Annotated in this window: 20 protein-coding genes and 1 other annotated feature; of the genes, 7 read left to right on the forward strand and 13 right to left on the reverse strand. The window is 31.8% G+C overall.

What is annotated here, in order from left to right:
• Positions 1-60: 60 nt before the first annotated feature.
• Complete coding sequence (locus CLHOM_RS03880; RefSeq protein ID WP_052220378.1) at positions 61-2,181, reverse strand: RNA degradosome polyphosphate kinase; 2,121 nt, start codon at positions 2,179-2,181, stop codon at positions 61-63.
• A 44-nt stretch (positions 2,182-2,225) separates the two neighbouring features.
• The gene (locus CLHOM_RS03885; protein WP_052220379.1) at positions 2,226-3,773 is read right to left on the reverse strand and encodes a Ppx/GppA phosphatase family protein; all 1,548 of its coding nucleotides are present in this window, start codon (positions 3,771-3,773) and stop codon (positions 2,226-2,228) included.
• A 199-nt stretch (positions 3,774-3,972) separates the two neighbouring features.
• Here CLHOM_RS03885 and ppx point away from each other — a divergent pair, with 199 nt between their 5' ends.
• The gene (gene ppx / locus CLHOM_RS03890; protein ID WP_052220380.1) at positions 3,973-5,475 is read left to right on the forward strand and encodes an exopolyphosphatase; all 1,503 of its coding nucleotides are present in this window, start codon (positions 3,973-3,975) and stop codon (positions 5,473-5,475) included.
• A 65-nt stretch (positions 5,476-5,540) separates the two neighbouring features.
• Positions 5,541-6,125: an HD domain-containing protein gene (locus CLHOM_RS03895; RefSeq protein WP_052220381.1), complete on the forward strand. Its 585-nt coding sequence runs from the start codon at positions 5,541-5,543 to the stop codon at positions 6,123-6,125.
• Between the two features lie 5 nt (positions 6,126-6,130).
• Here CLHOM_RS03895 and CLHOM_RS03900 read toward each other — a convergent pair whose 3' ends face one another.
• The 5 genes from CLHOM_RS03900 to CLHOM_RS03920 all read right to left on the reverse strand — a co-directional run bounded on the left by CLHOM_RS03900 (position 6,131) and on the right by CLHOM_RS03920 (position 13,281).
• A complete protein-coding gene (locus CLHOM_RS03900) occupies positions 6,131-7,909 on the reverse strand; it encodes an aminopeptidase P family protein (RefSeq protein ID WP_052220382.1) in 1,779 nt (592 codons plus the stop codon).
• Positions 7,879-8,982: an ethanolamine utilization protein EutH gene (gene eutH, locus CLHOM_RS03905; protein WP_052220383.1), complete on the reverse strand. Its 1,104-nt coding sequence runs from the start codon at positions 8,980-8,982 to the stop codon at positions 7,879-7,881. The genes CLHOM_RS03900 and eutH overlap by 31 nt, the downstream gene beginning before the upstream one ends.
• Before the next feature lie 493 nt (positions 8,983-9,475).
• Positions 9,476-11,311, reverse strand: coding sequence for an extracellular solute-binding protein (locus CLHOM_RS03910; protein WP_052220384.1), 1,836 nt, complete (start codon positions 11,309-11,311; stop codon positions 9,476-9,478).
• A 3-nt stretch (positions 11,312-11,314) separates the two neighbouring features.
• The gene (locus CLHOM_RS03915; RefSeq protein ID WP_052220385.1) at positions 11,315-12,184 is read right to left on the reverse strand and encodes an ABC transporter permease; all 870 of its coding nucleotides are present in this window, start codon (positions 12,182-12,184) and stop codon (positions 11,315-11,317) included.
• An 11-nt stretch (positions 12,185-12,195) separates the two neighbouring features.
• The gene (locus CLHOM_RS03920) at positions 12,196-13,281 is read right to left on the reverse strand and encodes an ABC transporter ATP-binding protein (protein WP_052220386.1); all 1,086 of its coding nucleotides are present in this window, start codon (positions 13,279-13,281) and stop codon (positions 12,196-12,198) included.
• A gap of 340 nt (positions 13,282-13,621) precedes the next feature.
• Between CLHOM_RS03920 and CLHOM_RS03925 the strand changes: the two genes are divergently transcribed.
• From CLHOM_RS03925 to CLHOM_RS03940, 4 genes are all read left to right on the forward strand, one after another.
• Entirely contained in the window at positions 13,622-14,104 is a 483-nt protein-coding gene (locus tag CLHOM_RS03925) for an NADH-quinone oxidoreductase subunit NuoE family protein (protein ID WP_052220387.1), read from the forward strand.
• A gap of 25 nt (positions 14,105-14,129) precedes the next feature.
• Positions 14,130-16,049: an NADH-quinone oxidoreductase subunit NuoF gene (locus CLHOM_RS03930; RefSeq protein WP_052220388.1), complete on the forward strand. Its 1,920-nt coding sequence runs from the start codon at positions 14,130-14,132 to the stop codon at positions 16,047-16,049.
• Between the two features lie 20 nt (positions 16,050-16,069).
• Positions 16,070-17,812, forward strand: a complete 1,743-nt coding sequence (locus CLHOM_RS03935; protein WP_052220389.1) for an NADH-dependent [FeFe] hydrogenase, group A6 — start codon at positions 16,070-16,072, stop codon at positions 17,810-17,812.
• Positions 17,813-17,914: 102 nt separating this feature from the next.
• On the forward strand, positions 17,915-18,703 hold the full coding sequence (locus CLHOM_RS03940) for a protein-glutamine gamma-glutamyltransferase (RefSeq protein ID WP_052220390.1): 789 nt from the start codon (positions 17,915-17,917) through the stop codon (positions 18,701-18,703).
• Positions 18,704-18,781: 78 nt separating this feature from the next.
• On the opposite strand, the gene CLHOM_RS03945 is transcribed toward CLHOM_RS03940, so the two are convergent.
• The 6 genes from CLHOM_RS03945 to CLHOM_RS03970 form a co-directional block, all read right to left on the reverse strand.
• A complete protein-coding gene (locus CLHOM_RS03945; protein ID WP_052220391.1) occupies positions 18,782-19,951 on the reverse strand; it encodes an aminotransferase class I/II-fold pyridoxal phosphate-dependent enzyme in 1,170 nt (389 codons plus the stop codon).
• Positions 19,948-20,427 (reverse strand): Lrp/AsnC family transcriptional regulator, encoded by a 480-nt coding sequence (locus CLHOM_RS03950; protein ID WP_052220392.1) that lies wholly within the window; start codon positions 20,425-20,427, stop codon positions 19,948-19,950. The genes CLHOM_RS03945 and CLHOM_RS03950 overlap by 4 nt, the downstream gene beginning before the upstream one ends.
• Positions 20,428-20,479: 52 nt before the next feature.
• Positions 20,480-20,734: a binding site (T-box leader), on the reverse strand.
• A 57-nt stretch (positions 20,735-20,791) separates the two neighbouring features.
• Positions 20,792-21,979: a DegT/DnrJ/EryC1/StrS family aminotransferase gene (locus CLHOM_RS03955; protein ID WP_052220393.1), complete on the reverse strand. Its 1,188-nt coding sequence runs from the start codon at positions 21,977-21,979 to the stop codon at positions 20,792-20,794.
• Positions 21,980-22,005: 26 nt separating this feature from the next.
• On the reverse strand, positions 22,006-23,130 hold the full coding sequence (locus CLHOM_RS03960; protein WP_052220394.1) for a DegT/DnrJ/EryC1/StrS family aminotransferase: 1,125 nt from the start codon (positions 23,128-23,130) through the stop codon (positions 22,006-22,008).
• Between the two features lie 33 nt (positions 23,131-23,163).
• Positions 23,164-23,934, reverse strand: a complete 771-nt coding sequence (locus tag CLHOM_RS03965) for a DeoR/GlpR family DNA-binding transcription regulator (RefSeq protein WP_052220395.1) — start codon at positions 23,932-23,934, stop codon at positions 23,164-23,166.
• Positions 23,935-24,144: 210 nt separating this feature from the next.
• Positions 24,145-24,324 (reverse strand): aspartyl-phosphate phosphatase Spo0E family protein, encoded by a 180-nt coding sequence (locus CLHOM_RS03970; protein ID WP_052220396.1) that lies wholly within the window; start codon positions 24,322-24,324, stop codon positions 24,145-24,147.
• A 520-nt stretch (positions 24,325-24,844) separates the two neighbouring features.
• On the opposite strand from CLHOM_RS03970, the gene CLHOM_RS17800 reads away from it, so the two are divergent.
• Positions 24,845-24,985, forward strand: a complete 141-nt coding sequence (locus CLHOM_RS17800) for a cyclic lactone autoinducer peptide (RefSeq protein ID WP_082204349.1) — start codon at positions 24,845-24,847, stop codon at positions 24,983-24,985.
• Positions 24,986-25,019: the final 34 nt, after the last annotated feature.

The raw sequence follows: 25,019 nt of genomic DNA on the forward strand, positions 1-25,019 counted from the left end.
TGTCCATTGTCAATTTTCAATTGTCAATTTATAAGAATTTTACCTCGTAAAATTCTTATATCATTCATTTTCTATTTCCGAAGTTATAGGCTGAAAAGTTATTGCAACTTCCCTTTCCGCTTGAATATAATTTTCATTTAAAGCTATTTCATAAAGTTTTTGTTGACAGTCTAAAGCCTTTTTTCTTCCTCTGCTCACCTTTAAGTAATTACCATCAGCCTTAAGCATTCTTGCTTTAACAGTATCTTGAAGGCATATATGTAATATCTTCTTTGCTTTTTCTTTAGCTTGTTCCCCTTCCACCGGAAATAATATTTCTACTCTTCTATCAAGATTTCTATCCATCCAATCTGCACTAGATAAAAATACTAATTCTTCACCTTCAGAATAAAAATAAAATATTCTGCTATGTTCTAGAAACCTTCCAACTATACTTCTTACAGTTATATTTTCACTTATATTTGGGATTCCAGGTCTTAAGCAGCATATTCCTCTTACTATTAGATCAATTTTAACCCCTGCACATGAAGCCTTATAAAGTGCCTTTATTATTCCTGTATCTGCTAAGGAGTTCATTTTTGCAACTATTTTTGCCTTTATTCCCTTTTTTGCATTTTCTTCTTCTTTTTCTATTAAGCTTAAAAATTTGCTTCTTAGATTAATAGGAGCAACTGCTGTTTTATATAGGGACTTTGGCTCAGAATGGCCTGAGAGCATATTAAATATAGCTGAAGCATCAGCGCCAAAATAAGGGTTGCCAGTAAATAATCCTACGTCAGTATAAATTTTTGCAGTAACATCGTTGTAATTTCCTGTACCTAAGTGAACATATCTTTTTATTCCCGACTTTTCTTTTCTAACAACTAGAAGTACTTTGCAGTGAGTCTTTAAACCAACCAAACCATAGATTACATGGCACCCTGATTTTTCTAATCTTTTTGCCCAATGTATATTATTTTCTTCATCAAATCTTGCTTTTAATTCTACTAGAACTGTAACTTGTTTTCCCTTATCTGCAGCTTGAGCAAGAGCCTCTACTATTGGTGAGTTACCACTTACCCTATAAAGGGTTTGCTTAATTGCTAGCACATTTGGATCAATAGCTGCTTGCTTTACAAGAAAAACTATAGGGTCAAAGGATTCATAAGGGTGATGAAATAAAATATCTCCTTTTGAAATCGCAGAAAAAATATCCTTATCCTCTAAAAATTCAGCTTTCATTAAAGGTTTAATGTCAGGATATCTTAAATTATCATATCCTTTTATATTGCTGAGTTTCATTAAAAAAGTTAAATCAAGTGGTGTGTTTATCTCATATTCCTGTTCTTCTGAAACTTCTAATTCCTCTTCTAATATTTTTAATAGTGTTTTACTCATACAGCTTTCATATTCTAATCTAACTACATTTCCCCATTTTCTAGCTTTTATAGACTCTTGAATAGCTTCAAGAAGATCCTCTGCACCTTCTTCATCTAAGGTCAAATCCGCATTTCTGGTTATTCTATAGTAAGCTGAAGTTAATATTTTATGACCACTAAATAACGTGTCTAAGTTCATTCTTATTACTTCTTCTAAAAGTATAAAAGTCTTGTTACCTTCAATAGATGGGATTTCCACTAATCTATCTAATACTGAAGGCACTTGAATTGTTCCGAAAATTTCTTCCTTTGTCTCTTTATCTTCTAGCAATAATGCAATATTTAAAGACTTATTTACTACTAACGGGAAAGGTCTGCTTTTATCAACAACCATAGGGGTTATTACTGGAAAAATATTATTTTCATAATAATCTTCCAAAAACATTTTTTGTTTATACGATAACTCCTTTTCCTTTAGAATAAATATTTTTTCTCTCTTCATTGCTGGAATTAAAGAATGATTATAGCAGTTGCCTTGTTCTCTAATCATAATATGAGCCCTACTAGCTATCTTATCTAACTGATCCTTTGGTGTTAGCCCTGCAGGATCTGGCTTTGTAAACTCTGCATCCACTTGATCATACAATGCTGCAACTCTTACCATGAAAAATTCATCTAAATTGGAGCTTACAATGGCCTCAAATTTTAACCTCTCAAAGAGAGGATTTTCTTTATCTTGAGCATTTTCAAAAACTCTTTGATTAAATTCAAGCCAGCTTAATTCTCTATTTATAAAGTTTGTAGCTAAGCTATACTTGTTCATCTAATTATCCAACTCCTTATTTACTAGTCATTAGTTTCTATTGATTATTCTTCAATCTTAGGCTCAATACCCATTAGTTCTCCAAAAAAGCTTGCTTTCCTATTAAAATCCCACTTTTCTAGAGTTATATCTTCTTTAGAATTTAATCTAAAATACAGGCCTTCTCTTGTATTACTTATAGAAATATCCTGAATTTTTTGCTTATGTGAAATATCTAAAGCTTCTGCTATCCTAAAAATAGCCACTAGTTTTGACACAGTAATCCTATCCTCTCCAGTTAAATTGGCATAATTCTCGTGAGAATATCTAGGGATTTTATATGAGTGATATCTAGCCACATTTGCCACGATTTCCATTTCTCTATCTGAAAATCCTATAATATTTTGCTTCCTAATAATATTATAGGAATGGATATTATTCCCATTAAAGCTTACGTATTTTCCAACGTCATGTAGAATAGCTGCTACTTCTAAGAAAAGCCTCTCTCTCTCTCCTAGCTTATGTAGACTCTTTAATTGGTCAAAAATTGATAAAACAATATTCTTTACAAACTTACTATGAATCTTATTAATGTTATACTTTTCTGCAATATACCAAACAGAACTTATAACATCATCAATAACATCCTTTTTTCTAGGTAAATCAAAAATATCGTCCTCTATATCAATTAGTATTCCATGTCTTAAAGAAATCATAGGTGCATATATAATTTCTGCATCTACAATTTTTAAAAAACTATAGAATATCAGAACTGATGGAATTAATAATTCCGAAGCATTGTTTGAAATTCTATATTTTTCAACCAGCTGCTCGTTGCTGTGCTTTAGAATTTCTTTATAAATTGAATACAATTCTTCACTAGTTAGGGTTCTTTTATAATAGTTTTCTTTCATTCTAACGTTAGCCAACTTTAGAATTGTATACAGTTCTCCTCCTAAGGCTATATAATTTTTAATATTTCCTCTAATAATATTTTGTTGCAATAAATTAAGCTTGCTTTCTATATATTCTTGCATTATTCTAGCAAAGTTTATATTATTTAATTCTAATTCAGAAAGCATTTCTCTAATTCTTAAAGTTCCAAGCTTAATATAATCCGTATATTTTAAATTCCCATTTTCGTATACGGATACCTCAAGTCCACCAGAAGATACATTTACAATTAAAGTTCCAGTGGACTCTATTAAAGATGTAGCCTCTGGATCATCTCTCAAAGCCTTATAGATATATAATCTTTCTTCTGAATTATTGATTATTTCAACCTTAAGTCCAGTACTAAGTCTAATTTGTTCTAAAACGTATTCTCGATTATCTGCTTCTCTTATGCCTGAGGTAGCTACTGCTTTGTATTTTTTTACTCCATACTCCTTCATTATCTTTTTATAACCACTTAAAATATGACATATTTCATGTATTGTTTCAACTGAAATTCTGCCTGTGTTAAAGGAATCCTTACCAGCATTAGTAAGCTTTTTAAGTTCCTCAAGTATAACTCTATCCTTACCTCCAGTCACTTCAGCAATAACCATTCTAATGTAATTTGATCCTACATCAATAGCCCCAATAACCTTAAATTCTATGTAATTTTTCATAATTCCTCCTGTTTTCCTCTGAAAATAGAAACAATTAACTCATTTGTATTTATTATATCAAATTATTTGTAGTCTTTTGTCTTTACTAATGTAAAAATTATTTAACAAGTAAATATATAATAAGGATTTAATAAACACTTTGAATTTTCTTAGTTCAAACTGTATAATGTAATATAAATAAAATTAAGGGAGGCATAAAATGCATAAAATTGGAGTTATTGATATTGGTTCAAATTCAATGAGACTGGTATTAGTAGGGTTATACGATAGCCTGTCCTTTAGGATTATTGATGAAATAAAAGAAACTGTTAGACTTGGTAAAGATATGGATGTGGATGAACAGCTTCATCCATATAGAATAGAAAAAGCTATTGAAGTATTATCATTTTTTAAGAAAGTATGCAGTGCCTCTGGTATTGATACAATTGTTGCTGTTGCAACAGAAGCTGTAAGAAAAGCTTCTAACCAAAAAAAATTTATAGATAGAGTATTTAATGAGACTGGCATTAAAATTAGAATATTAAGCGGCTTTGAAGAAGCTTATTATGACTACTTTGCTATAGTGAATAGTATGGATATTAAAGAAGGTCTTGTAATGGACATTGGTGGTAAAAGCACTGAGTTAATATGGATAAAGGATAGAAATATCAAGGAGGCAATTAGTCTACCTATAGGTGCTATAAACCTTACAGAAAAGTTTAGCCTGGATAAAAGCATGGATGCCCCTAATATAGAAGCATTGAATAGTTTTATAAAAGAAAATCTAAGAACTGTACCTTGGCTTAAAAATATTATTGGTCTTCCACTTATTGGCGTTGGAGGTACTTTCAGAAATATTGGAAAGATCAATAAAAAACGACTTAACTATCCCTTAGATCATTCTCATAATTTTCATATGGATTCTCATGAAATTACAGAAATTTATAATTTAATTAAAGATAAATCTCCAAGTGAAATAAAAAAAGTAAAAGGATTATCTAAGGATAGAGCAGATATATTTTTTGGTGCTTTGACAGCTGTTAATAATGTGGTTGAATTTTGCAGCATTTCTGAGGTGTGCGTTAGTGGAAATGGTCTTAGAGAAGGAATTATTTACGAGCATGTTTTAGGTGGTAAAAAGCCAGTAGAGGATGTTCTAGACTTCTCTCTAAATAATATGATTAATTATTATAGATTAAATAAAGAACATAGTAATCAGGTTTGGAATATAGCTGCTTCCTTATTTTATCAATTAAAACCTGTACATCAAATAAAAATAAGCTCTAATAAGATTCTCAAAACTGCTTCATTACTACACGATTGTGGAATTCATATTAGCTATTATCATCACGAAAAGCATTCCTTCTACATTATTTTAAATTCTCCAATAAGAGGATTAACTCACAGAGAGCAGCTTATTGCAGCCTATGTATCAGCTTTTCATAGGAAGGATGAATTTACTATAAACAACTATACTCATAAAAAACTTTTATCACAAGAAGATTTATTGTTAATTAAAAAGCTGGGAGTTATACTTAGGATTTCTGAAAGCCTAGATAAGAGCATGAATGGAAATGTAGAAGAACTTCAATGTATTATTGAAAAAGATAAAGTAAAAATTAAAATATCATCTATATTTTCTCCTAATATGGAAATTGAAGATGCTATGAGTGCTGCTTCAATTTTTAATAAACTCTTCGATAGAAAATTAATAATTGAATAACAAATAAATTGTATAAAATTTCCTCCTATTTCATACATTAAGATATGAAGAAGGAGGTTTTTTATATGAACATTAATTCTTATATTAGTGAGGAAGAGGTATTAAGTATATCTGAAAAGTATATAAGCTCTCAAAATTTAGCTCATTCAATAAAAGTTGCTGATTATTCTTTGGTTCTTTTTGATGCACTAAAAGAGGAGTTAAAACTTTCTTGTAAGTATAAGGCTATTCTCAAGTACAGCGCTTTACTTCACGATATTGGCTATTATATTGATAAGAAAAAACATCATAAGCATACAAAGAATATTATCATGATAGACTCAAACTTTAACAAAATACCTGATGAATTTAGAAATTTCATGGCATTAATAAGCAGCAGCCATAGAAAAGACATTGATAAAGACATAAAATATTATTCAAAAGAGCTTCAACAGGAATGCTTAAAATTAATTTCAATCTTAAGAATTGCAGATTCTCTAGATCATACTCACAAGTTTGATATTAAACTACACAAGGCTTCTGTTCAGAATAAAACTCTTAATATAAGTCTTATTGGGACAGAAGCCTCAAATATAATTGATAGATTAGAAAAAAAATCTAAGCTTATTAAGGATGTCTTTAATATAGGTGTATCTTGTGAAATTAACTAATTTTTTTAAATTTCTCTAGTTTCTCTACTTAACCATAGCTTTTCTTCTTCATTTAAATAAGCCGATAACTTTTCATATACATTTTTATGATAATTATTTAGCCATTTCTTCTCAACCTCAGTTAACATCTCTTTGTTCAATCCATCTAAATCAATTGGACAATAGGTTATAGCTTCAAATTTCATAAATTGACCAAATTCAGTCTTTTCATCTTCAATAACCAACATCATATTTTCAGTTCTTATACCGTATTTACCCTCTTTATATATTCCAGGTTCATTAGTAATAATCATACCTTTTTCTAATCTTGCCTCATTAGGTATTTGGGCAAATCTTTGAGGTCCTTCATGAACATTTAATAAAAATCCTACACCATGACCAGTACCGCATTTATAGTCCATTCCTTCATCCCATATAGGTTTTCTAGCAATTACATCTAAATTAGAGCCAGTAGCACCATATAGGAATTTTAAGCTGTCTAATGCAATATGACTTTTCAATACTAGGGTAAAATCCTTCTTTTCTTCTTCTGTTAAATCTCCAAGTACAATTGTCCTTGTTACATCTGTAGTTCCATCAAAATACTGTCCACCGGAATCTACAAGGAAAAAGCCCTTCGGTTTTAATGTATACTGACTTTCAGGGTTTGCTTTATAGTGCATCATAGCTGCATTATCTTTATAAGCTGCAATTGTATCAAAGCTTACTTGAAGGAAATTTTCTTGCTCTCTTCTAAAGGCTTCTAACTTATCTTCTGCAGAAATTTCAGTAATTTCCTCTTTCTCTATAGATGTCTTTAGCCACTTAATAAATTTAACCATGGCTACTCCATCTTTCACCTGGCAATTTCTTAAATTCTCTATTTCAATATCATTTTTAATAGATTTTAGCTTAGTAGTTATATTCATAGCTTCAATTTTTCTTGTACTTGAGCTAATTGCCTTATATAATAGTATATTTGTTTTTGTTGTATCAAGTATTATCGAATCTTTTTTAGTTAGCTTCTCTAAAAATTCCTCTATTTTTTCATAAGGTTTTATTTTTATACCTTCAGCTTCTAATTCTTTTTTTATATCCTTTGGCACCTTTACAGGATTAATAAATAAATAACATTTCTCCGTTGAAATAATTATATAAGCTGTAACTACAGGGTTATTAGGAACGTCATATCCTCTTATATTTAATAGCCAAGCTATATCATCTAGAGAAGTTAAAAGATAATAGTTTGCCCCTAGCTTCTCCATCTCTTTTCTTACTTCATTAAGCTTTTCTGTTCTTGATTTTCCTGCGTATTTTACTTCATGAGTAAAAATTTCTCCTGTAGGTATTTCAGGTCTATCCTTCCAAAGCTTATTAATTAAATCTTTATCAGTTTTTAATTCTATGCTTTTTAGCTGAAATCTACTTTCCATTTCCTTTACTTGATCTACTGAAAAAACCTTTCCATCAAAAGCAACTTTACTTCCTTCCTCTAAAGTCTGAAATAACCATTCATAGTATGAAGGCACCTCTGGTTCTGCTGCCTTAAAAAGCTTCATTCCTGAACCTTCAAGCTGTTTTTCTGCTTGAATGTAATACCTTCCATCTGTCCAGAGACCCGCATCATTTAATGTTATAACCGCTGTGCCTGCTGAACCAGTAAAGCCTGAAATCCACCTTCTGCTCTTCCAATGTTCAGCAACATATTCACTCTGGTTGGCATCGAAGCTTGGAACTATATATGCATCAATGTCATTCTTTTTCATTAACTTTCTTAAATCTTCAATTCTTTCCCTAATTGACATATCAAAACCTCCCTTTCATATATCCATGAAGCTAAGATTATGCTTATTATTCCTGCAACAATTTTTGCAAGCATAAAGCTTCCCAGCATTTCTGGTGCTAGCCCTGAAACAAATCCAAACTGTCCTCCAATAACAAAAGCACCACTTACAGAAAAAGCAGCAGCCACCACTTTCCCCTTAGGATTCATTTCTTTATAAATTCCAAAGGTTAAAAGATTGCTCGCTAAATTTCCAATTAACCCTGAAACTGCTTCCCTATTTAATCCAAACTTACTTCCTATTTTTTCAAGACTACTGCCAAACAAACGGTTTAACATATAAATCATAGGATATGCTCCAGATAAAACAATAGATATTTTTACTATTATTGATGCAACCTCAGAAAAAGGAGCAAGTCCATTAACTATTTTATATCCAAATAGTATATCTATACCTTGAAGGATTAATCCTATAATACTTAAGGCAACTATTGCCTTACCAAAAATATTAAGAACTTTTATTATTTCTTTTGGAATTAATAAAATTGATACTGAAAGCATAAGAGCAATAATAAAAATGGGCATAATGTTCCATAAAAGAATATTAAGTTTTAAACCTTGAAAAATACCCGCAACTAAGCAACCTATTGGCAAGGAAATAGTCCCTATTAATACTCCTTTAAAAAAATATTCCTTATCTCTCTCTTCTATAATACCCATAGCTACTGGAATAGTAAAGCTTATAACAGTTCCAATAGTTGAGGCTACAACAACTCCAGCAAATAATCCAATTTCTTTGCTGATATATAAGTCTGAAGACATTTGAAATCCTCCCATGTCTACTGCAAAAAATATAGCCGGTACTATTGAAGGATCTATATTTAAAGCTTCGCTTATTGGCATAATTACTTTAGAAAGTACATTGGACAATACTGGTGCTAAGGATAATATTCCAATCATGCCAAGTCCTAAGGATCCCATGGTCTTAATTCCTTCTTCAAATTTTTGCCCTAGTTTAAAAGGACTGCCAAGAACATAATCTATTGCACTTATTACAAAGAAAATTCCCATTAAATACAAAATAACTTTATCCAACTTTTTAATTCTCCTTAATGGCTTCACCACAAATATTGTTTAAAATTCTTTATGTAGAATAGTCTTTTATTTAAATATACTTAACTTCATAGCTTAATTATGTAGATAAGATATACGATTTTACTTTATTAATTATAGTTTTAAGTTATGCATTTATCAAGTTATACAATTAATAGAAGTTTGATTAATAATATAAGAATTTCAGATGAAATTTTTTTGTACTAAATCCTTTAACAACAGCGTATATTTTTTTGTAGTATTTTTTAAAATTAGGTAGGAGAAATTTAAATGAACACAAAGAAGATATTTGTAATTACTCAAGATGTTATTGAAGAATGTTTAGCAGAATCTATTGGTGAATAAATAATGTCTGTAAATTGCTATTAATACCATATGTGTTGGTAGCTTTTTTATTTTTTGATATAAGGTGCCAGGCACCGGAGAAAGGAGAATTTAAAGAATTCTCCTTTCTCCGGTGCCTGGCACCTTTAAATTATTGTTTTACTTCTGACCAAACCTTATCAAACTCTGTAATAGCTTCCCCAATATCCTTTAAGAATTCACCCTTTTTAACATCTTCGTCAGATGGATACACTGCAGTATCTTCCATAATTTCTTTATCAATAAAAGGATATGCAGCCTCATTAGGATTTCCGTATGGGAATTCTGCTGAAATTTCAGCTGATATTTCTGGTTCCATTATAAAGTTAACAAACAGTTCAGCAGCTTCAGTATTTTTTGAAGTCTTTGGAATTACAAAGTTGTCTTGTTGCAGGAACAAGCCTTCCTTTGGAATTACATACTTAACATTTGCGTTTTCTCTCCTTGCTAAAGAACCTTCTGCTCCCCAAGCAAAAATAGCCTTTGCTTCTCCATTTATTAAGCTGGTTTTTGGACTATCACTGTCATAAGCCTTAACATTATGTTGAAGCTTAATTAATTCTTCTTTTGCCTTCTTTAGTGCCTCAGGAGAAGTTTCATTTAGAGAATAGCCTAACTTCTTTAAGGTTATTCCTATAATAGCTCTCTCATCATCTAATATAGTTAAAGAATTTTTTAATTCTGGTTTCCATAAATCTGCATAACTTGTTATTGTTCCTTCAGGAATTTTTGAGCTATCATACGCAATGATACCTGCAAGCCACATATATGGAACACTATATTTATTACCTTTATCAAAAGGTAAATCTAAATACTGCTTACCTATATTTTTTAAATTAGGCAAGTTATTTTTATTTATTTCTTTAATAAGATTTTGCTTTTTAAGAATTTCAACCATAAAATCACTAGCTACAGCAATATCATAACTTTCCCCACCTGCCATAAGCTTTGCTAGCATTTCTTCGTTGGAAGAAAAAGTACTGTAATTTACTTTTATATTATAGGTTTGCTCAAATTTATCAATAACTGATTGTGGAAGATATTCTGACCAGTTAAATACGTTTATTACTTGCTTAGGACCCTCATTGGCTTTCGCAAAGCTCCATATGCCATAGCTAAAACCAGATATAACAAAAATTATAGCAAAAACAAGGGTTCCTATTTTCTTCATATTTAGGTTTATATTTTTCAAAGCCATAGATAGACCGGCAACAATAAAAGTAAATACTACTATTATTGTAGATAAAGCATTAATTTCAGGTGTTACACCGAATTTAACCATTGAAAATACCTTAAGTGGAAGTGTCATGCTTCCAGCTCCAGTTACGAAAAAGCTTATTATAACATCATCAAGAGATAAGGTAAAAGCAAGAAGTCCTCCCCCTATAACTCCAGGCATTATCATTGGAAGTGTAACATGAAAAAATGTTTTTATTGGTGTGGCACCTAAGTCCAGTGCAGCTTCTTCTACTGATGCATCAAAGCCATCCAGCCTTGTTTTCACAACCGCTACCACATAAGCAATACTAAAGGTTACATGGGCAATTATTAAAGATATTCTTCCTAGTGGTAATTTTATTAATGAGAAGAATGCCAATAACGAAATACCCATTACTATCTCTGGTATAATTAAGGGTACATTTAAGACTGAATCAATAATATTTTTCCCCTTAAATTTATATCTATATAATCCTAAAGCTGCAAAGGTTCCAATGATTACTGCAATAATCGTACTAATAATTGCAACTATAAAGGAGTTTTTAACTGCCTCTAATATTCCTGCATTATGCATTAGGCTATAGTACCACTTCATTGTAAAGCCATTCCAAACTACATTTAGCTTAGAATCATTGAAAGAAAATACAATAAGCACCATTATAGGTACATAAAGAAACAAAAACATTAAGAAAGCATAAATAGATTTGAATATATTTCCTTTCCTATTCATAGTCTAAAACACCTCCCACTTCTGCTTATTCCCACTAGACTTGGTGTAATAGAAAATTAAAATTACCATAACTATCATTAAAATTACTGAAATAGCAGAACCGAAAGGCCAATCTCTTGCTGTCAAGAACTGGTTTTTAATTAAATTACTCATTAATACAACCTTACTTCCACCCATAAGATCTGTTATAAAAAACAAACCTAAGGTTGGAACAAACACAAGAAGGGAACCTGAAATAATTCCTGACTTTGTAAGTGGAAGAGTAACCTTCAAAAACTTGTTCACTGGAGTTGCTCCAAGATCTTCTGCAGCCTCTAAAATTCTCATATCAAGCTTTTCAATTGATGCGTAAAGAGGAAGCACCATAAATGGAAACATCATATATAACATGCCTATTGTAACTGCAAAGTTATTGTACATCATCTGTAGGGGTTCATTTATAAGTCCTATATTCATTAATAAAGTATTAATTATTCCCTCTGTTCTAAGCAAAATAATCATTGCATAAGTTCTAACTAAGGAGTTTGTCCAAAATGGTATCATGATTAATAATAGAAATATAGGCCTAAGCTTTTTACTTGATCTAGCAATAATAAAAGCAAAGGGGTAACCTAATACCAAACAAACTATAGTAGTAAATAAACCTATTAAAACTGATTTGAAGAAAATCATTAAGTATAACTTATTAAATATTCTTCCATAATTACTTAAAGTAAAACTGTACACAACATCTCCAGCTTCTCCTCTTGCACAAAAGCTAACTATTAAAATTAATGCTAGAGGTACTATAAAAAAGGCTAGCATCCAAATAGTAACTGGTAACACTGTAGCCAAAAATCCTGCTTTATTTTTTGGGGAAATTCTCTTTTCCATCTTTATCACCCCTATGCCTTAATTACTACTGTATGCTTTGGATTCCAAGTAACAAATAAATCTTCTTCTTTATTATCAAAGGCAAAATTTTGTCCGATTGGTTCATTTACGATGATTTTCTTACCATTTTTTAGAACCATTATAGTTTTGATATTTGATCCAACATATATCTGCTCTTTAAATTTACATTGAAGCCACACGTCTCCTTCTTCTGCCTGAGGCTTAATTTTTATTCTCTCAGGTCTTACGGAAACTGTAAATTTATCACCTAAATCATAATTAAGATTTGGAATTCTTATAATATCCTGCTCTTGTTCTAAGTGCAGCAGCACTTCTGCGTCTTTTATTTTAATTGCCTCTCCTTCTAGAAGGTTTGTCTCTCCTAAAAAGTCAGCTACAAATTTAGTCTTTGGTCTTTCGTATAGTTCTTCTGGTGTTCCTAGCTGTTCTATTACTCCATTATTCATAACTACTATTCTATCAGACATAGTTAAAGCCTCTTCCTGATCGTGAGTTACAAAGATAAAAGTAATGCCTAGCTTTTTTTGAAGATATTTTAATTCCAATTGCATCTGTTTGCGAAGCTTTAAGTCAAGAGCACCAAGAGGTTCATCTAGTAATAACACCTTTGGATTATTTATTAAGGCTCTAGCAATAGCTACACGCTGCATTTGACCTCCGCTTAGCTGAGAAGGCATTCTGGTTTCAAACCCTTCCAATCTTACCGTTCTAATCATTTCCAATACCCTTTTTTCAATATCATCCTTAGGAACCTTTTTCATTTTTAGTCCAAAGGCGATATTATCAAAAACATTCATGTGAGGAAAAAGTGCATAATTTTGAAAAACAGTATTTACACTTCTTTCATGTGGTGATTTTTCTGTAATATTTTCTCCGTCGATTATAATTTCCCCACTGGTAGGTACTTCAAAGCCAGCGATTATTCTTAAGGTTGTCGTTTTTCCACAACCGCTTGGACCTAGAATAGTCAAAAATTCTCCTTTTTTAATCTCAAGGTTCAGATTATCTATTACTGTCTCCTCTTGATCAAAGCATTTACAAACCTTTAACAATTGAACAAAAACATCCTCTGTCACACCTTAACAACTCCTTTATTATAATTTTTTATGGTAAAAAGAAAAACCCCTTATGGCATAGCATAGGCCAAGAAGAAGGTTGTTTATAAAATTATAATTATCAACAAAAAAGTGTAATTATAACGTAATTGAATATAACATAATTAGTTTTAAATCTCAATAGTTTTTTTGTTATTTTTTCGTCATTTTTGTCTGATTTTATAATGTGTTTTTTATTGCAATTTTACTATACATAATAAGTGAATTCTTATCAATTTTTATCCAATAAATAATTATTTCTCATTCTGCTAATAATACCCTTGTTATATAAAATACATTCTTATGGAAGGATGGTGGAAAAATGACTGATTACAAGTTAGATAAGGAAAAATTGAAAAAATTAGATGAATATATTGATAGCATAGAAAAAAAAGAAGGCGCTCTCATCAATATTCTTCATGAGGCTCAAGATATGTTTGGATATCTACCGGAAGACTTGCAGCTATTTATAGCTAGAAAGCTAGATATACCCGCTGCAAAGGTATTTGGAGTAACCACCTTTTATTCATTTTTTACTATGGAACCTCATGGCAAACACCTTATAAGTATTTGCATGGGTACTGCTTGTTTTGTAAAAGGCGCTGATAAAATATTAAATGAATTTAAAAACAAACTTAATATTAAAGATAATAACACCTCAGAAGATGGATTATTTACCATTGATACTTTAAGATGTGTTGGAGCTTGCGGTCTTGCACCTGTGGTAACAGTTGATGGAAAAGTATATGGAAGAGTTAAAGTTGAAGACGTAGAAAAAATAATTAGCGAATATACTGGTAAATAAATTTGGGCTACAAGGAGGTATATACATGAATAAAATCAATTCTCTCGATGAATTGAGAACCTTAAAAGAAGAGTATAAAGCATTGATGCAACATCGTTTTATTAGTGAAGAAATATATAGCAGTCAAAATTTAAATACTTTGTCTTACAATACTAATAAAGCTTTCAAGGATATTTTAGTTTGTGGAGGAACCGGCTGCGAAGCTTCAGGTAGTATTGATGTATCAAAGGTGTTTTTAAAAGAAGTCGAAAATCTTGGTCTTAAAGATAGAATCAAAGTAGTTAAAACTGGGTGCTTTGGATTTTGTGAAAAAGGACCAATTGTGAAAATAATGCCTGATAATATTTTTTATATAGAAGTAGACGAGGAAAAAGCTAGATTAATACTTCAAGAACATATTATCAAAGGAAATTTGGTTGATAGCTGTCTCTATAACTTACCTGACAATGATAAAAAACTCCCTCATCAAAACGATTTACCCTTTTATAAAAAGCAAATGAGAATTGCACTTAGAAATTGCGGCCTTATAAACCCTGAGGATATTAGGGAATGTATTGCAGTAGATGGTTATGAAGCACTGGGAAGAGCTTTAATAGAAATGGATCCATTACAAGTAATAGATGAAGTTAAAAAAAGTGGACTTAGAGGAAGAGGTGGCGGCGGATTCCCAACAGGCACTAAATGGGAAATGACTAGAAAAAGCGAATCTGATGTTAAATATGTTATTTGTAATGCAGACGAAGGTGATCCAGGAGCTTTCATGGACAGAAGTATACTAGAAGGTGATCCTCATTCAGTGCTCGAAGCTATGGCTATTGCAGGCTACAGCATGGGGGCAACCAAAGGCTACATATATATAAGAGCCGAATATCCTCTTGCAATTAACAGACTTAGGATAGCTATAAAGCAAGCCTACGAAATGGGTTTATTAGGTGAAAATATTCTCAGCTCAGGTTTCTCTTTTGATGTAGATTTAGTATATGGTGCTGGTGCTTTTATTTGTGGTGAAGAAACTGCTCTTATTAACTCTATTGAAGGCGGCCGAGGTGAGCCAACAGTAAAACCACCTTATCCTTCTCAAATTGGTCTTTGGAAAAAGCCTACAAATATTAACAACGTAGAAACCTTAGCAAATATAAATCCAATCCTTCTAAGGGGAGCTGATTGGTTTAGCTCCATAGGAACTGAAAAAAGTAAGGGAACTAAAGTATTTGCTCTAGCTGGAAAAATAAACAATGTGGGTCTTGTAGAAGTTCCTATGGGAATTACCCTTAGAGAAATTATATTTGAACTAGGTGGAGGAATTAAGCATAATAAAAAATTTAAGGCTGTTCAAACAGGAGGTCCTTCAGGTGGTTGCATTCCAGAAGAATATCTGGATACTCCTATAGACTACGAAAGTCTCACAAAAATAGGTTCCATGATGGGCTCCGGTGGAATGATTGTAATGGATGAAGATGATTGCATGGTTAATATATCGAAGTTTTATCTTGAATTTTCTGTAGATGAATCCTGTGGTAGATGTACAGCTTGTAGAATAGGAAATAAGAGATTATTAGAAATATTAACAGAAATATCAGAAGGCAAAGGAACCATGGAACATATTGAAGGCTTAAAAAGCCTAGGATATATAATTAAGGACGCATCCCTATGCGGACTTGGTCAGTCCTCACCAAATCCAATACTTAGTACTATAAGCTTTTTCTTAGATGAGTACATAGCACATGTTAAAGATAAAACCTGTCCTGCTGGTGTATGTACTTCACTATTAAAATATCATATTAATGAAGAAAAATGTATTGGGTGTACTGCCTGTGCAAAATCTTGCCCTGTAAACGCTATTTCTGGAGAGGTAAAATCACCTCATCTTATAAATAAAGAATTATGTATTAAATGCGGTGCTTGTGAATCAAAATGTAAATTCAATGCAATTACAAGAAGATAAAAAGAAAAGAGGTGTTAGAAATGAAGATTGTTAATGCAACTATTAATGGATTTCAGGTCTCCGTTCCAGAAGGAACGACTATTTTAGACGCTGCTAGAAAGATTAATGTAAAAATCCCTACTCTTTGTTATTTAGACTTACATGATATAAAAATGGTAAATAGAACTGCTTCTTGCAGAGTTTGTCTAGTAGAAATTGAAGGTCGCAGAAATCTTGCACCAGCTTGTGCTACTGAGGTTTTTGAAGGAATGATAATTAAAACTGATACCTTAAGAACTATTAAAGCTAGGCGTACAATGGTAGAGCTTCTATTATCAGATCATCCTACTGATTGTCTAGTTTGTGAGAAAAATACTCAGTGTCAGCTTCAGCTTATTGCGGCGGAACTAGGAATAAGAAAAATCAAGTACAAGGGACATATGTCTAACTATAAAAAAGATTCCTCTAGTGGAGCCCTATATAGAAATCTTGATAAATGCATAATGTGTAGAAGATGTGAAACTATGTGCAATGAAGTTCAAACCTGTAATATACTCTCGGCAGTAGATAGAGGCTTTGAAACTGTAGTATCACCTGCCTTTGGCTGGCCTATGCTTGAAACTATGTGTACCTTCTGCGGTCAATGTGTAGCTGTTTGCCCTACCGCTGCGTTAACTCAAGTAAGCAATGTAGCTAAGGTATGGGATATACTGGCTGATCCAGATAGATATGTTGTAGTTCAAACTGCTCCAGCTATTAGGGCCGCTCTTGGTGAAAAATTTGATATGGAACCTGGAACCATAGTTACAGGTAAAATGGTTGCTGCTCTTAAAAGATTAGGCTTTCGAAAAGTATTTGATACAGATTTTGCAGCTGATGTAACTGTTGTAGAAGAAGCTCATGAATTTATTGATAGACTTCAAAATGGAGGAAGGCTTCCTATATTAACTAGCTGCTGCCCTAGTTGGGTTAAGTTTATTGAGCATCAATTTCCATCTCTAGTTGACGTACCTTCAACCTGCAAATCTCCACATATTATGTTTGGAGCAATCGCTAAAACTTATTTAGCAGAAAAGATGGGTATTGATCCCTCAAAAATAGTTGTAGTTTCCGTAATGCCATGTATAGCTAAAAAATATGAAATAAATCGTCCTGAATTAGAACATGATGGACAAAAAAATGTTGATTTGGTTATAACTACAAGAGAACTTACGGATATGATCAACGAGGCTGGTCTAGATTTTAGCAATCTTCCTGAAGAAGACTTTGACCATCCACTAGGTGAATCTACAGGAGCATCAGTTATTTTTGGTACCACAGGTGGAGTTATTGAAGCCACATTAAGAACTGCTTATGAATGGCTTACTAAGGAACCTTTAGAAAAAGTTGAATTTCACGATGTTCGTGGACTTAAGGGTCTAAAGGAGGCAGTAATTAAAATTAACGGTGAAGAGATTCGAATAGGTGTAGCCCATGGACTTGGCAATGCCAGAGCTTTGCTTGAATCTATAGAAAGTGGAAAATCAAAATATCATGCCATAGAAATAATGGCTTGCCCTGGAGGATGTATAGATGGCGGCGGACAGCCTTATCACTTTGGTAATATTGAAATTGTAAAAAAGAGAATGGAAGCTCTTTATAATGAAGATAGAAATAAAAAAGTTAGAAAATCTCATGAGAATCCCGCTGTTATTAAGCTTTATGAAGAGTATTTAGGAGAAATAGGAGGAGATAAAGCCCACCATCTTCTTCATACTCACTATACTCCACGTAAAAGAATATAAAAAGGCTATGTTTTAAGAAATCATTAAAAGTTAGAGACAGCACACAATTTATTCATATTATATTAATATATAATATTTTAACACTCTACTGGGAGGGTAAAAATGCTGAAAGTCTCTAACAAAATTATATCTACTGATGATATTAACAATGCATATGGTATAAAGCCTATTGAAAAAATAATCACTGACAAAATGGTATCTAGTAAAGAAATTTATACCTATGATTCCTTAAAAGAATTAAAGTTTGAACTAGACTTAAGACTAAGTATTATACAGGCATCGCGAGATTTAAATAGGAGTAGTTTTAAATTTAAAATTTTCGAAGAATCTATGTGTAATCCCCAATTCTGGACCCGAACTGAGGAAGGTGGATTTTTATTGAATAAAGATGTGGAGCCTTATGACGCAATTGAGGATATCTATATAAACAGTTCACAGTATGGTACAGAATGCGCTACTGCAATAGTAATTGTCTATTATAAAGCTTTACTAAATATATTTCCTAGAATCCTTTTTAATAAGTTATTCGATCATATATATTTAATGGATTGGAAGTACCTTGATGATGATCTTGGTATTGGCACTTTCTTAAATGTAGCAGATTATTTCCCAGGTGATTGCAGATATTTTAATAATCCTGATGTAAATCCAAAAACTCCTGAATGGCAAGGTGAAAACGTGATTGACCTTGGAGATGGAACTTATTATGGTCACGGTATTGGAATAAAAGATGGAGAAGAAATAATTAAGGAGTTGAATAAAAACAGAAAAGAGAATTCTACAAAATCAGCTTACTTAACAAATTCTGTAACCCTCTTAGATTTTAAGTATCTTGCAAAAGAATACCTTAACTTTAATTTTAGGTCATTACTGTTGAGATACTATTTTTAAATAAACAAAGATACATTAGGTAGAAAAGAGGCTAATGTATCTTTGTTTATTACCTTATCAAGCTTGCCATTTTCAAATCTAATTTCCAATTGTACTTATAAATCTCTCTATTCTCTTTAATGCTTCAAAGATATTTTCCATAGAAGAAGCATAACAAGCTCTAACAAACCCTTCTCCACACTCTCCAAAAGCATGTCCTGGAACTACTAACACCTTTTCTTCTAGCAACAGCTTCTCACAAAATTCATCAGAAGATAATCCAGTAGACTTTATGCATGGAAATAAATAAAAAGCTCCCTTAGGCTCAAAACAATCAAGTCCCATTTTTCTAAAACCGTCTACCATTACACGTCTTCTTCTATTGTATTCCTTAACCATTTCATCTACATTATTATCACTGTTTTTTAAAGCTTCTAAAGCTGCATATTGAGCAGTGGTTGGTGCACACATAATTGCATATTGATGAATTTTTTTCATTGCATCAATTAATACAGGATGACCGCATGCATAACCCATTCTCCATCCAGTCATTGCATAGGTTTTTGAAAAGCCGTTGATTACTATAGTCTTGTCCTTCATTTCTGGAAAACTTGCAATGGATACATGTTCACCTTCATAGGTAAGTTCTGCATAAATTTCATCTGACAATACAATAATATCCTTGTCCTTAAGAACTTCTACAATTGCTGCAAGCTCTTCTCTATTCATTATTGCCCCTGTTGGATTATTTGGAAATGGTATAATTACTACCTTTGTTTTTGGAGTAATAGCCTTCTCTAATAACTCTGGAGTAAGCTTAAATTCATCCTCATGTCTAAGATTAATAACCACCGGAGTTGCTCCAGTAAATACAGTACAGCCCTTATAAGCTACAAAGCTAGGCTCAGGTATTATTACTTCATCCCCTGGTCCAACTAATGCTCTAAGAGCCACATCAATACCTTCACTTCCACCAACGGTAACTAATATTTGATTATCTGCGTTGTATTCCAATGAATACTTTCTTTTTAAATACCTTGAAATTTCTTCTCTTAATTCTATAAAACCTGCATTTGAAGAATAATGAGTATGCCCTTTTTCAAGAGAGTAGATACCTGCTTCTCTTATATTCCATGGTGTTACGAAATCCGGTTCTCCAACTCCAAGAGAAATAACATCTTTCATTTCATTAATTATATCAAAATATTTTCTTATGCCTGATGGAGGCATATTCCTAACATTAGATAAAATCATATCTTCTATAATCATATAAATATAGCCTCCCTATCATCTCTTGTTTTTTCTTCAAAAATTGTACCTTTATCTTTATATTTTTTTAGAACGAAATGTGTAGCAGTGCTTAGAACACATTCTTGTGTAGATAATCTTTCTGAAACAAATAGTGCAACTTCCTTCATAGATTTACCTTCTACAATTACTGTTAAATCAAAGCCGCCAGACATAAGGTAGCAAGATTTAACCTCAGGAAATTTATAAATTCTTTCTGCAACTTTATCAAAGCCTTCTCCTCTTTGTGGCGTAACCTTAACTTCTATTAATGCAATTACACTTTCCTTGCTTGTTCTTTCCCAGTTAATTAAAGTAGGATATCCTACAATAATGTTATCTTCTTCATATTTTTTTATTGCTGCCTGTACTTCTTCAACAGTTTTCCCCGTCATGGCGGCTATTTCTTTTTCAGTATACTTGCTGTTCTTTTCAATAATCTCTAAAATTTCTTCCATTCCAAATTACCCCCTAATTTATTAAATTAAACAAAAAAAATCCTCCATCCCGTAAAGGGACGAAGGAATATTTCGCGGTACCACCCTAATTAGTGCTAAAATTAGCACTCTCTCAATTGGAACTTTCATTCCAATCCTCAGTAACGTGAGGCTACGTCTGTCTCTATTGTGAGAATTAAAATAATTCCCCTTTCTCGATAAGAAACTCTAGGGCTGCATTCCACAAAATTCTATTATCGGGCTCTCACCATTCCCCGACTCTCTTTAAATTATCATTCTGTGTACTCTTCCCTTTCATAATTTTTAGAGTATTCACTTTTATTTTATATATTATACTAGATTGCTTTTAAATATTCAATATTTTTTATTTAGCTGCAAATATCTTCTCAACAGTCTTAACTATTTCCTCTGCAACATATGCTGCATCTTCAAGTGATAGCTTAGAATAAATAGGTAAGGATACTTCATTTGCATATTGATTAAAGGCATTTGGATAATCCTCAATTTTATATCCTAGGTTTTTATATAAAGTAAACATAGGAAGTGGAATAAAGTGAACATTTGTAGCTATATCTTTATCAGCCATTGCTTGAATCAATTCATTTCTTTGCTCTAATGTAAAGCCTTTAATTCTAAGAGGATATATGTGGTAGCAAGATTCAGTACCTCCTTCTTTCTTAAATGGAAGTATAGCCCAATCCTTATCCTTAAAGGCATTATTGTAAACATCAAAAATGACTTCTCTTATCTTAAGCATTTCGTCATATCTTTCTAATTGTGCAAGACCAATAGCAGCCATTATATCTGTCATATTACACTTGAAACCATCTGTTAAAATATCGTACTGCCATGCACCAGCTTTCATTTTTGAAAGGGCATCCTTAGTTTGACCATTAAGAGATGTGTATTTTAATTCTTTATACAAATCCTCTTTTCCAGCGAAGTTGTTGTTATTATAAGTAATTCCTCCGCCTTCTGCAGTTGTAAGATTTTTAACTGCATGGAAAGAGAATACATGGAAATCCATCTGTCCTCCAACTCTTTTACCTTTGTACTTAGCACCAAAGGAATGAGCTGAATCAGAAATAAGTACTATATCTTCGCGATTCTTAGCCTTAATAACCTCTCTAACCTTATCATAATCAACTGGAACTCCTGCAAAGTCAACAGTCATAATAGCCTTTGTTTTTGGAGTAATAGCATCATAAATCTTTTGTTCATCTATTAAAAAACTATCCTTTTTAACATCAACAAACTTAGGCCTCATTCCTCTATGTAATATAACGTTTGATGTAGATGTATAAGTATATGGAGTTGTTATAACCTCATGGTCTCCCTCTATTCCTAAGACCTTTAGTACAAGCTCCATTCCTGCTGTGGCACTTGCTATAGCAACGCCTTTATTTGTCTCACAGTATTTCGCCATTTCCTCTTCAAATTTAGCTGTCTTTGGACCAGAAGTAATCCAGCCAGATTTTAAAGTATCAATTACAAGATTAACCTCAGCATCCGTGATATCTGGTGGTGAAAAAGGAATTTTTTTATTTGCCATAATTATACCCTCTCTTTCAATTAAATCTATTTGCCTTTATAGAAATTTTTGACAGTTTCGCATACATATTCAACTTCCTCTTTTGTAATCTCAGGATAAATTGGAAGTGCTAAAATTTCTTTTGATACTTTTTCAGCAATTGGGAAATCTCCTTCTTTATATCCTAAATAGCTAAAGGCTTTTTGCATGTGAAGCGGCTTTGGATAATAAATGCTATATCCTACTCCATTATTAGCTAAATATTGAACAAGTTCATCTCTCTTTTCTGCAATAATGTTAAATACATAGTAAACGTGCTTTTGATCTCCTTTTACCTTTGGTATCTTAATATATGAACATTCACTTAAGCTTTCAATATAAAGCTTAGCAACTTCTTCTCTCTTATTTATAGCTTCATCAATATATTTTAGTTTAACAGATAAAACTGCAGCTTGAAGGGCATCTAATCTAGAATTATATCCTATATAATCATAGTGATATTTCTTAGCAGCTCCATGCACTCTATAGCTTTTTGCAAGAGTTGCAAGTTCTTCACTATTAGTTACAATCATACCTCCATCACCATAGCCTCCAAGAGTTTTCGTTGGGAAGAAGGAATACACTCCAAAGTCGCCAATAGTTCCTGAATGTCTTAATGTTTCTCCTCTTCCTTTCCATCTCATTCCGAAGGCTTCAGCTGCATCCTCTAAGACTTTTAAATTATGGTTTTGTGAAATTTCCATGATTTTATCCATGTCAGACATTTGATTGAAAAGGTGTATTGGTAAAATACCCACAGTATTATTATTTATTTTTTCCTCAATTTTATTAACATCTATTCCAAAGGTTTCTTCGTCAATGTCTACAAATACAGGCTTTCCTCTATGTCTTATTATGCAGGAAGCAGAAGCTAAAAAAGTAAAAGGAGAAGTTATTACTTCCTTTCCATCCTTAAATCCAAGAATATCTGATGCAAGAACAAGAGCATCTGTACCTGAAGCAACTCCAATGGCATATTTGGCACCTGTATACTCTGCAACAGCTTTTTCAAATTCTGCTACCTTATTTCCAAGGATAAAGCTTCCCTTTTCTATCACGCTTTGAATTGCACTGTCAAATTCAGCTTTCTTTTCTTTGTACTCTCTTTGTGAAGTATAAAAATCTACCTTCATTTTTTCACTTTCCTTTCTAAGTATAATATATATTTACTTTTCTTTTGATTTTAAAACTTTAACTCCAAGCTTTTCTATTTTCTCTATTTCATCACTGGGTGCTTCCCAATCAGTTATTAGTATATCTATTTCTTTAGTCTCTACCGTCTTAGCAAAAAACTCAGCACCTATCTTATCAAAATTAGCAAGACATATCTTTTTATGTGAAACTTCAGCTACTGTTCTTTGAAATATAGCGCCTTCTGGAGTTGCGCTGCTTAAGCCATGTTTTGCAGATATACCTCCTCCAGTAATAAAAGCAACGTCAATTCTAAGGGTTCGAACAAATTCTGTAGCCAAAATATCTACGATTCCTTCATCCTCTTTAATTTTGCCACAGACTATGTAAGTTTCAATGTTGTTGAAGGTTTTTAACTTTTCTGCTACTGCTAAGGAATTTGTAACTACAGTGTAGTTTTTATTTATGGGTAAATACTTTATGAGAACATAATGAATACTGGCTCCCCCAATAAATACCGTATCTCCCTCTTCAATAAATTCTACAGCTAGTTTAGCTACTGAATTTTGATGTTGCGTACCTTCATTAAAGCTTAGTTTACTTGCCATGGGTAATCTTCTAACCTTTGATAAAGGAATTGCTCCACCATGAGTTCTTTTAAGTAAGCCACGCTCTTCCATGAAACTAAGGTCTCTTCTTATAGTATCTATAGATATTCCAAGTTCCTCTGCCAAGTCTTTTGCAAATATCCTTCCTTTAGTTTTAACTCTAGATAGTATCAGCTCTCTTCTTTCCTCAGCGAACAAGTTAAGACCTCCTTTCAGGTAAATTTCATTTTAGGTAGCGCTCTTAATTATAATATCACGTTTATGCAGTTTTGTTAATATGTTTTGCTTTTTTTTTCGGTTTTATGTCTGTTTTATAAAAATAAAAAACCGTACAACTTATTTTGTACGGCAAATATACTCTATTAGCTTTGTAAATTATAAGGAAACCTTATTATATAATTGATCACTTTATCTATTTACTATTTTGCTATTTATACTATCTTTATTTTTAAGCATTTCTCTGTAATATTCTACAATGCATTCATCTAAAGTTTGACTTAAAACAATAATTTTATTACTGATAAGACTATGATACTCACATTCCTTATTTAATTTTTCTCTTAGTTCATCAATTCTTTTTTCTAACATTGCTCCTCCACTGAACTTTTCAAATATTAAAGTTCTTCCTTATGGTTGGATATGCGAATTAATTTTGTAAACAAACCATTTATCTTCTATAAGATACATAAAATTACATACCATACATACATATTAAAATTCATTTTGAGTAATGTCAATGTTAATTTATAACGATAATTAGTTAATAAAAATTCTTTTTGAAGAATTTGTACCTATTTTTCTCCCTTTTCTTTTAATTACCCAATTTAGTAATTAATTAAATTATTTTTCAAAATTTTGGAAATATTAATTTACATAATATACCTAATTAGTGTATAATAAAACAGAAAAGGATTTTACAGGATACGTAATTGGAGGGTATATCTTGGATTATGGTTTTTTAAATCCTGATATAATATCAAATTTAATGATAGACATAAAGATATTAATTGGATGTTGAACAAAATATCCTTAGATATTGATGAAATTGCAAAAAACTATCAAAATAAAGAAATATTAGACCATAATAATTTAAAGGAAGGTGTTAATAATGAATAAACAAAAGTCCCTTATAAAAAAAATCTATTCCAAGACTGCTAATTTACTAGTTAAATCTTCTATAAAAATTGCAGTTGACTCTGCTTCAATTCTAAACCTCTATCAACCAAAAGCTCCAAAAAATCTAAAATAGATCTAATAAATTAATCAGCAATTTCTTCAATATC

This window comes from Clostridium homopropionicum DSM 5847 (genome assembly GCF_001263795.1).
In the GTDB taxonomy this organism is placed as follows: Bacteria; Bacillota; Clostridia; order Clostridiales; family Clostridiaceae; genus Clostridium_H; species Clostridium_H homopropionicum.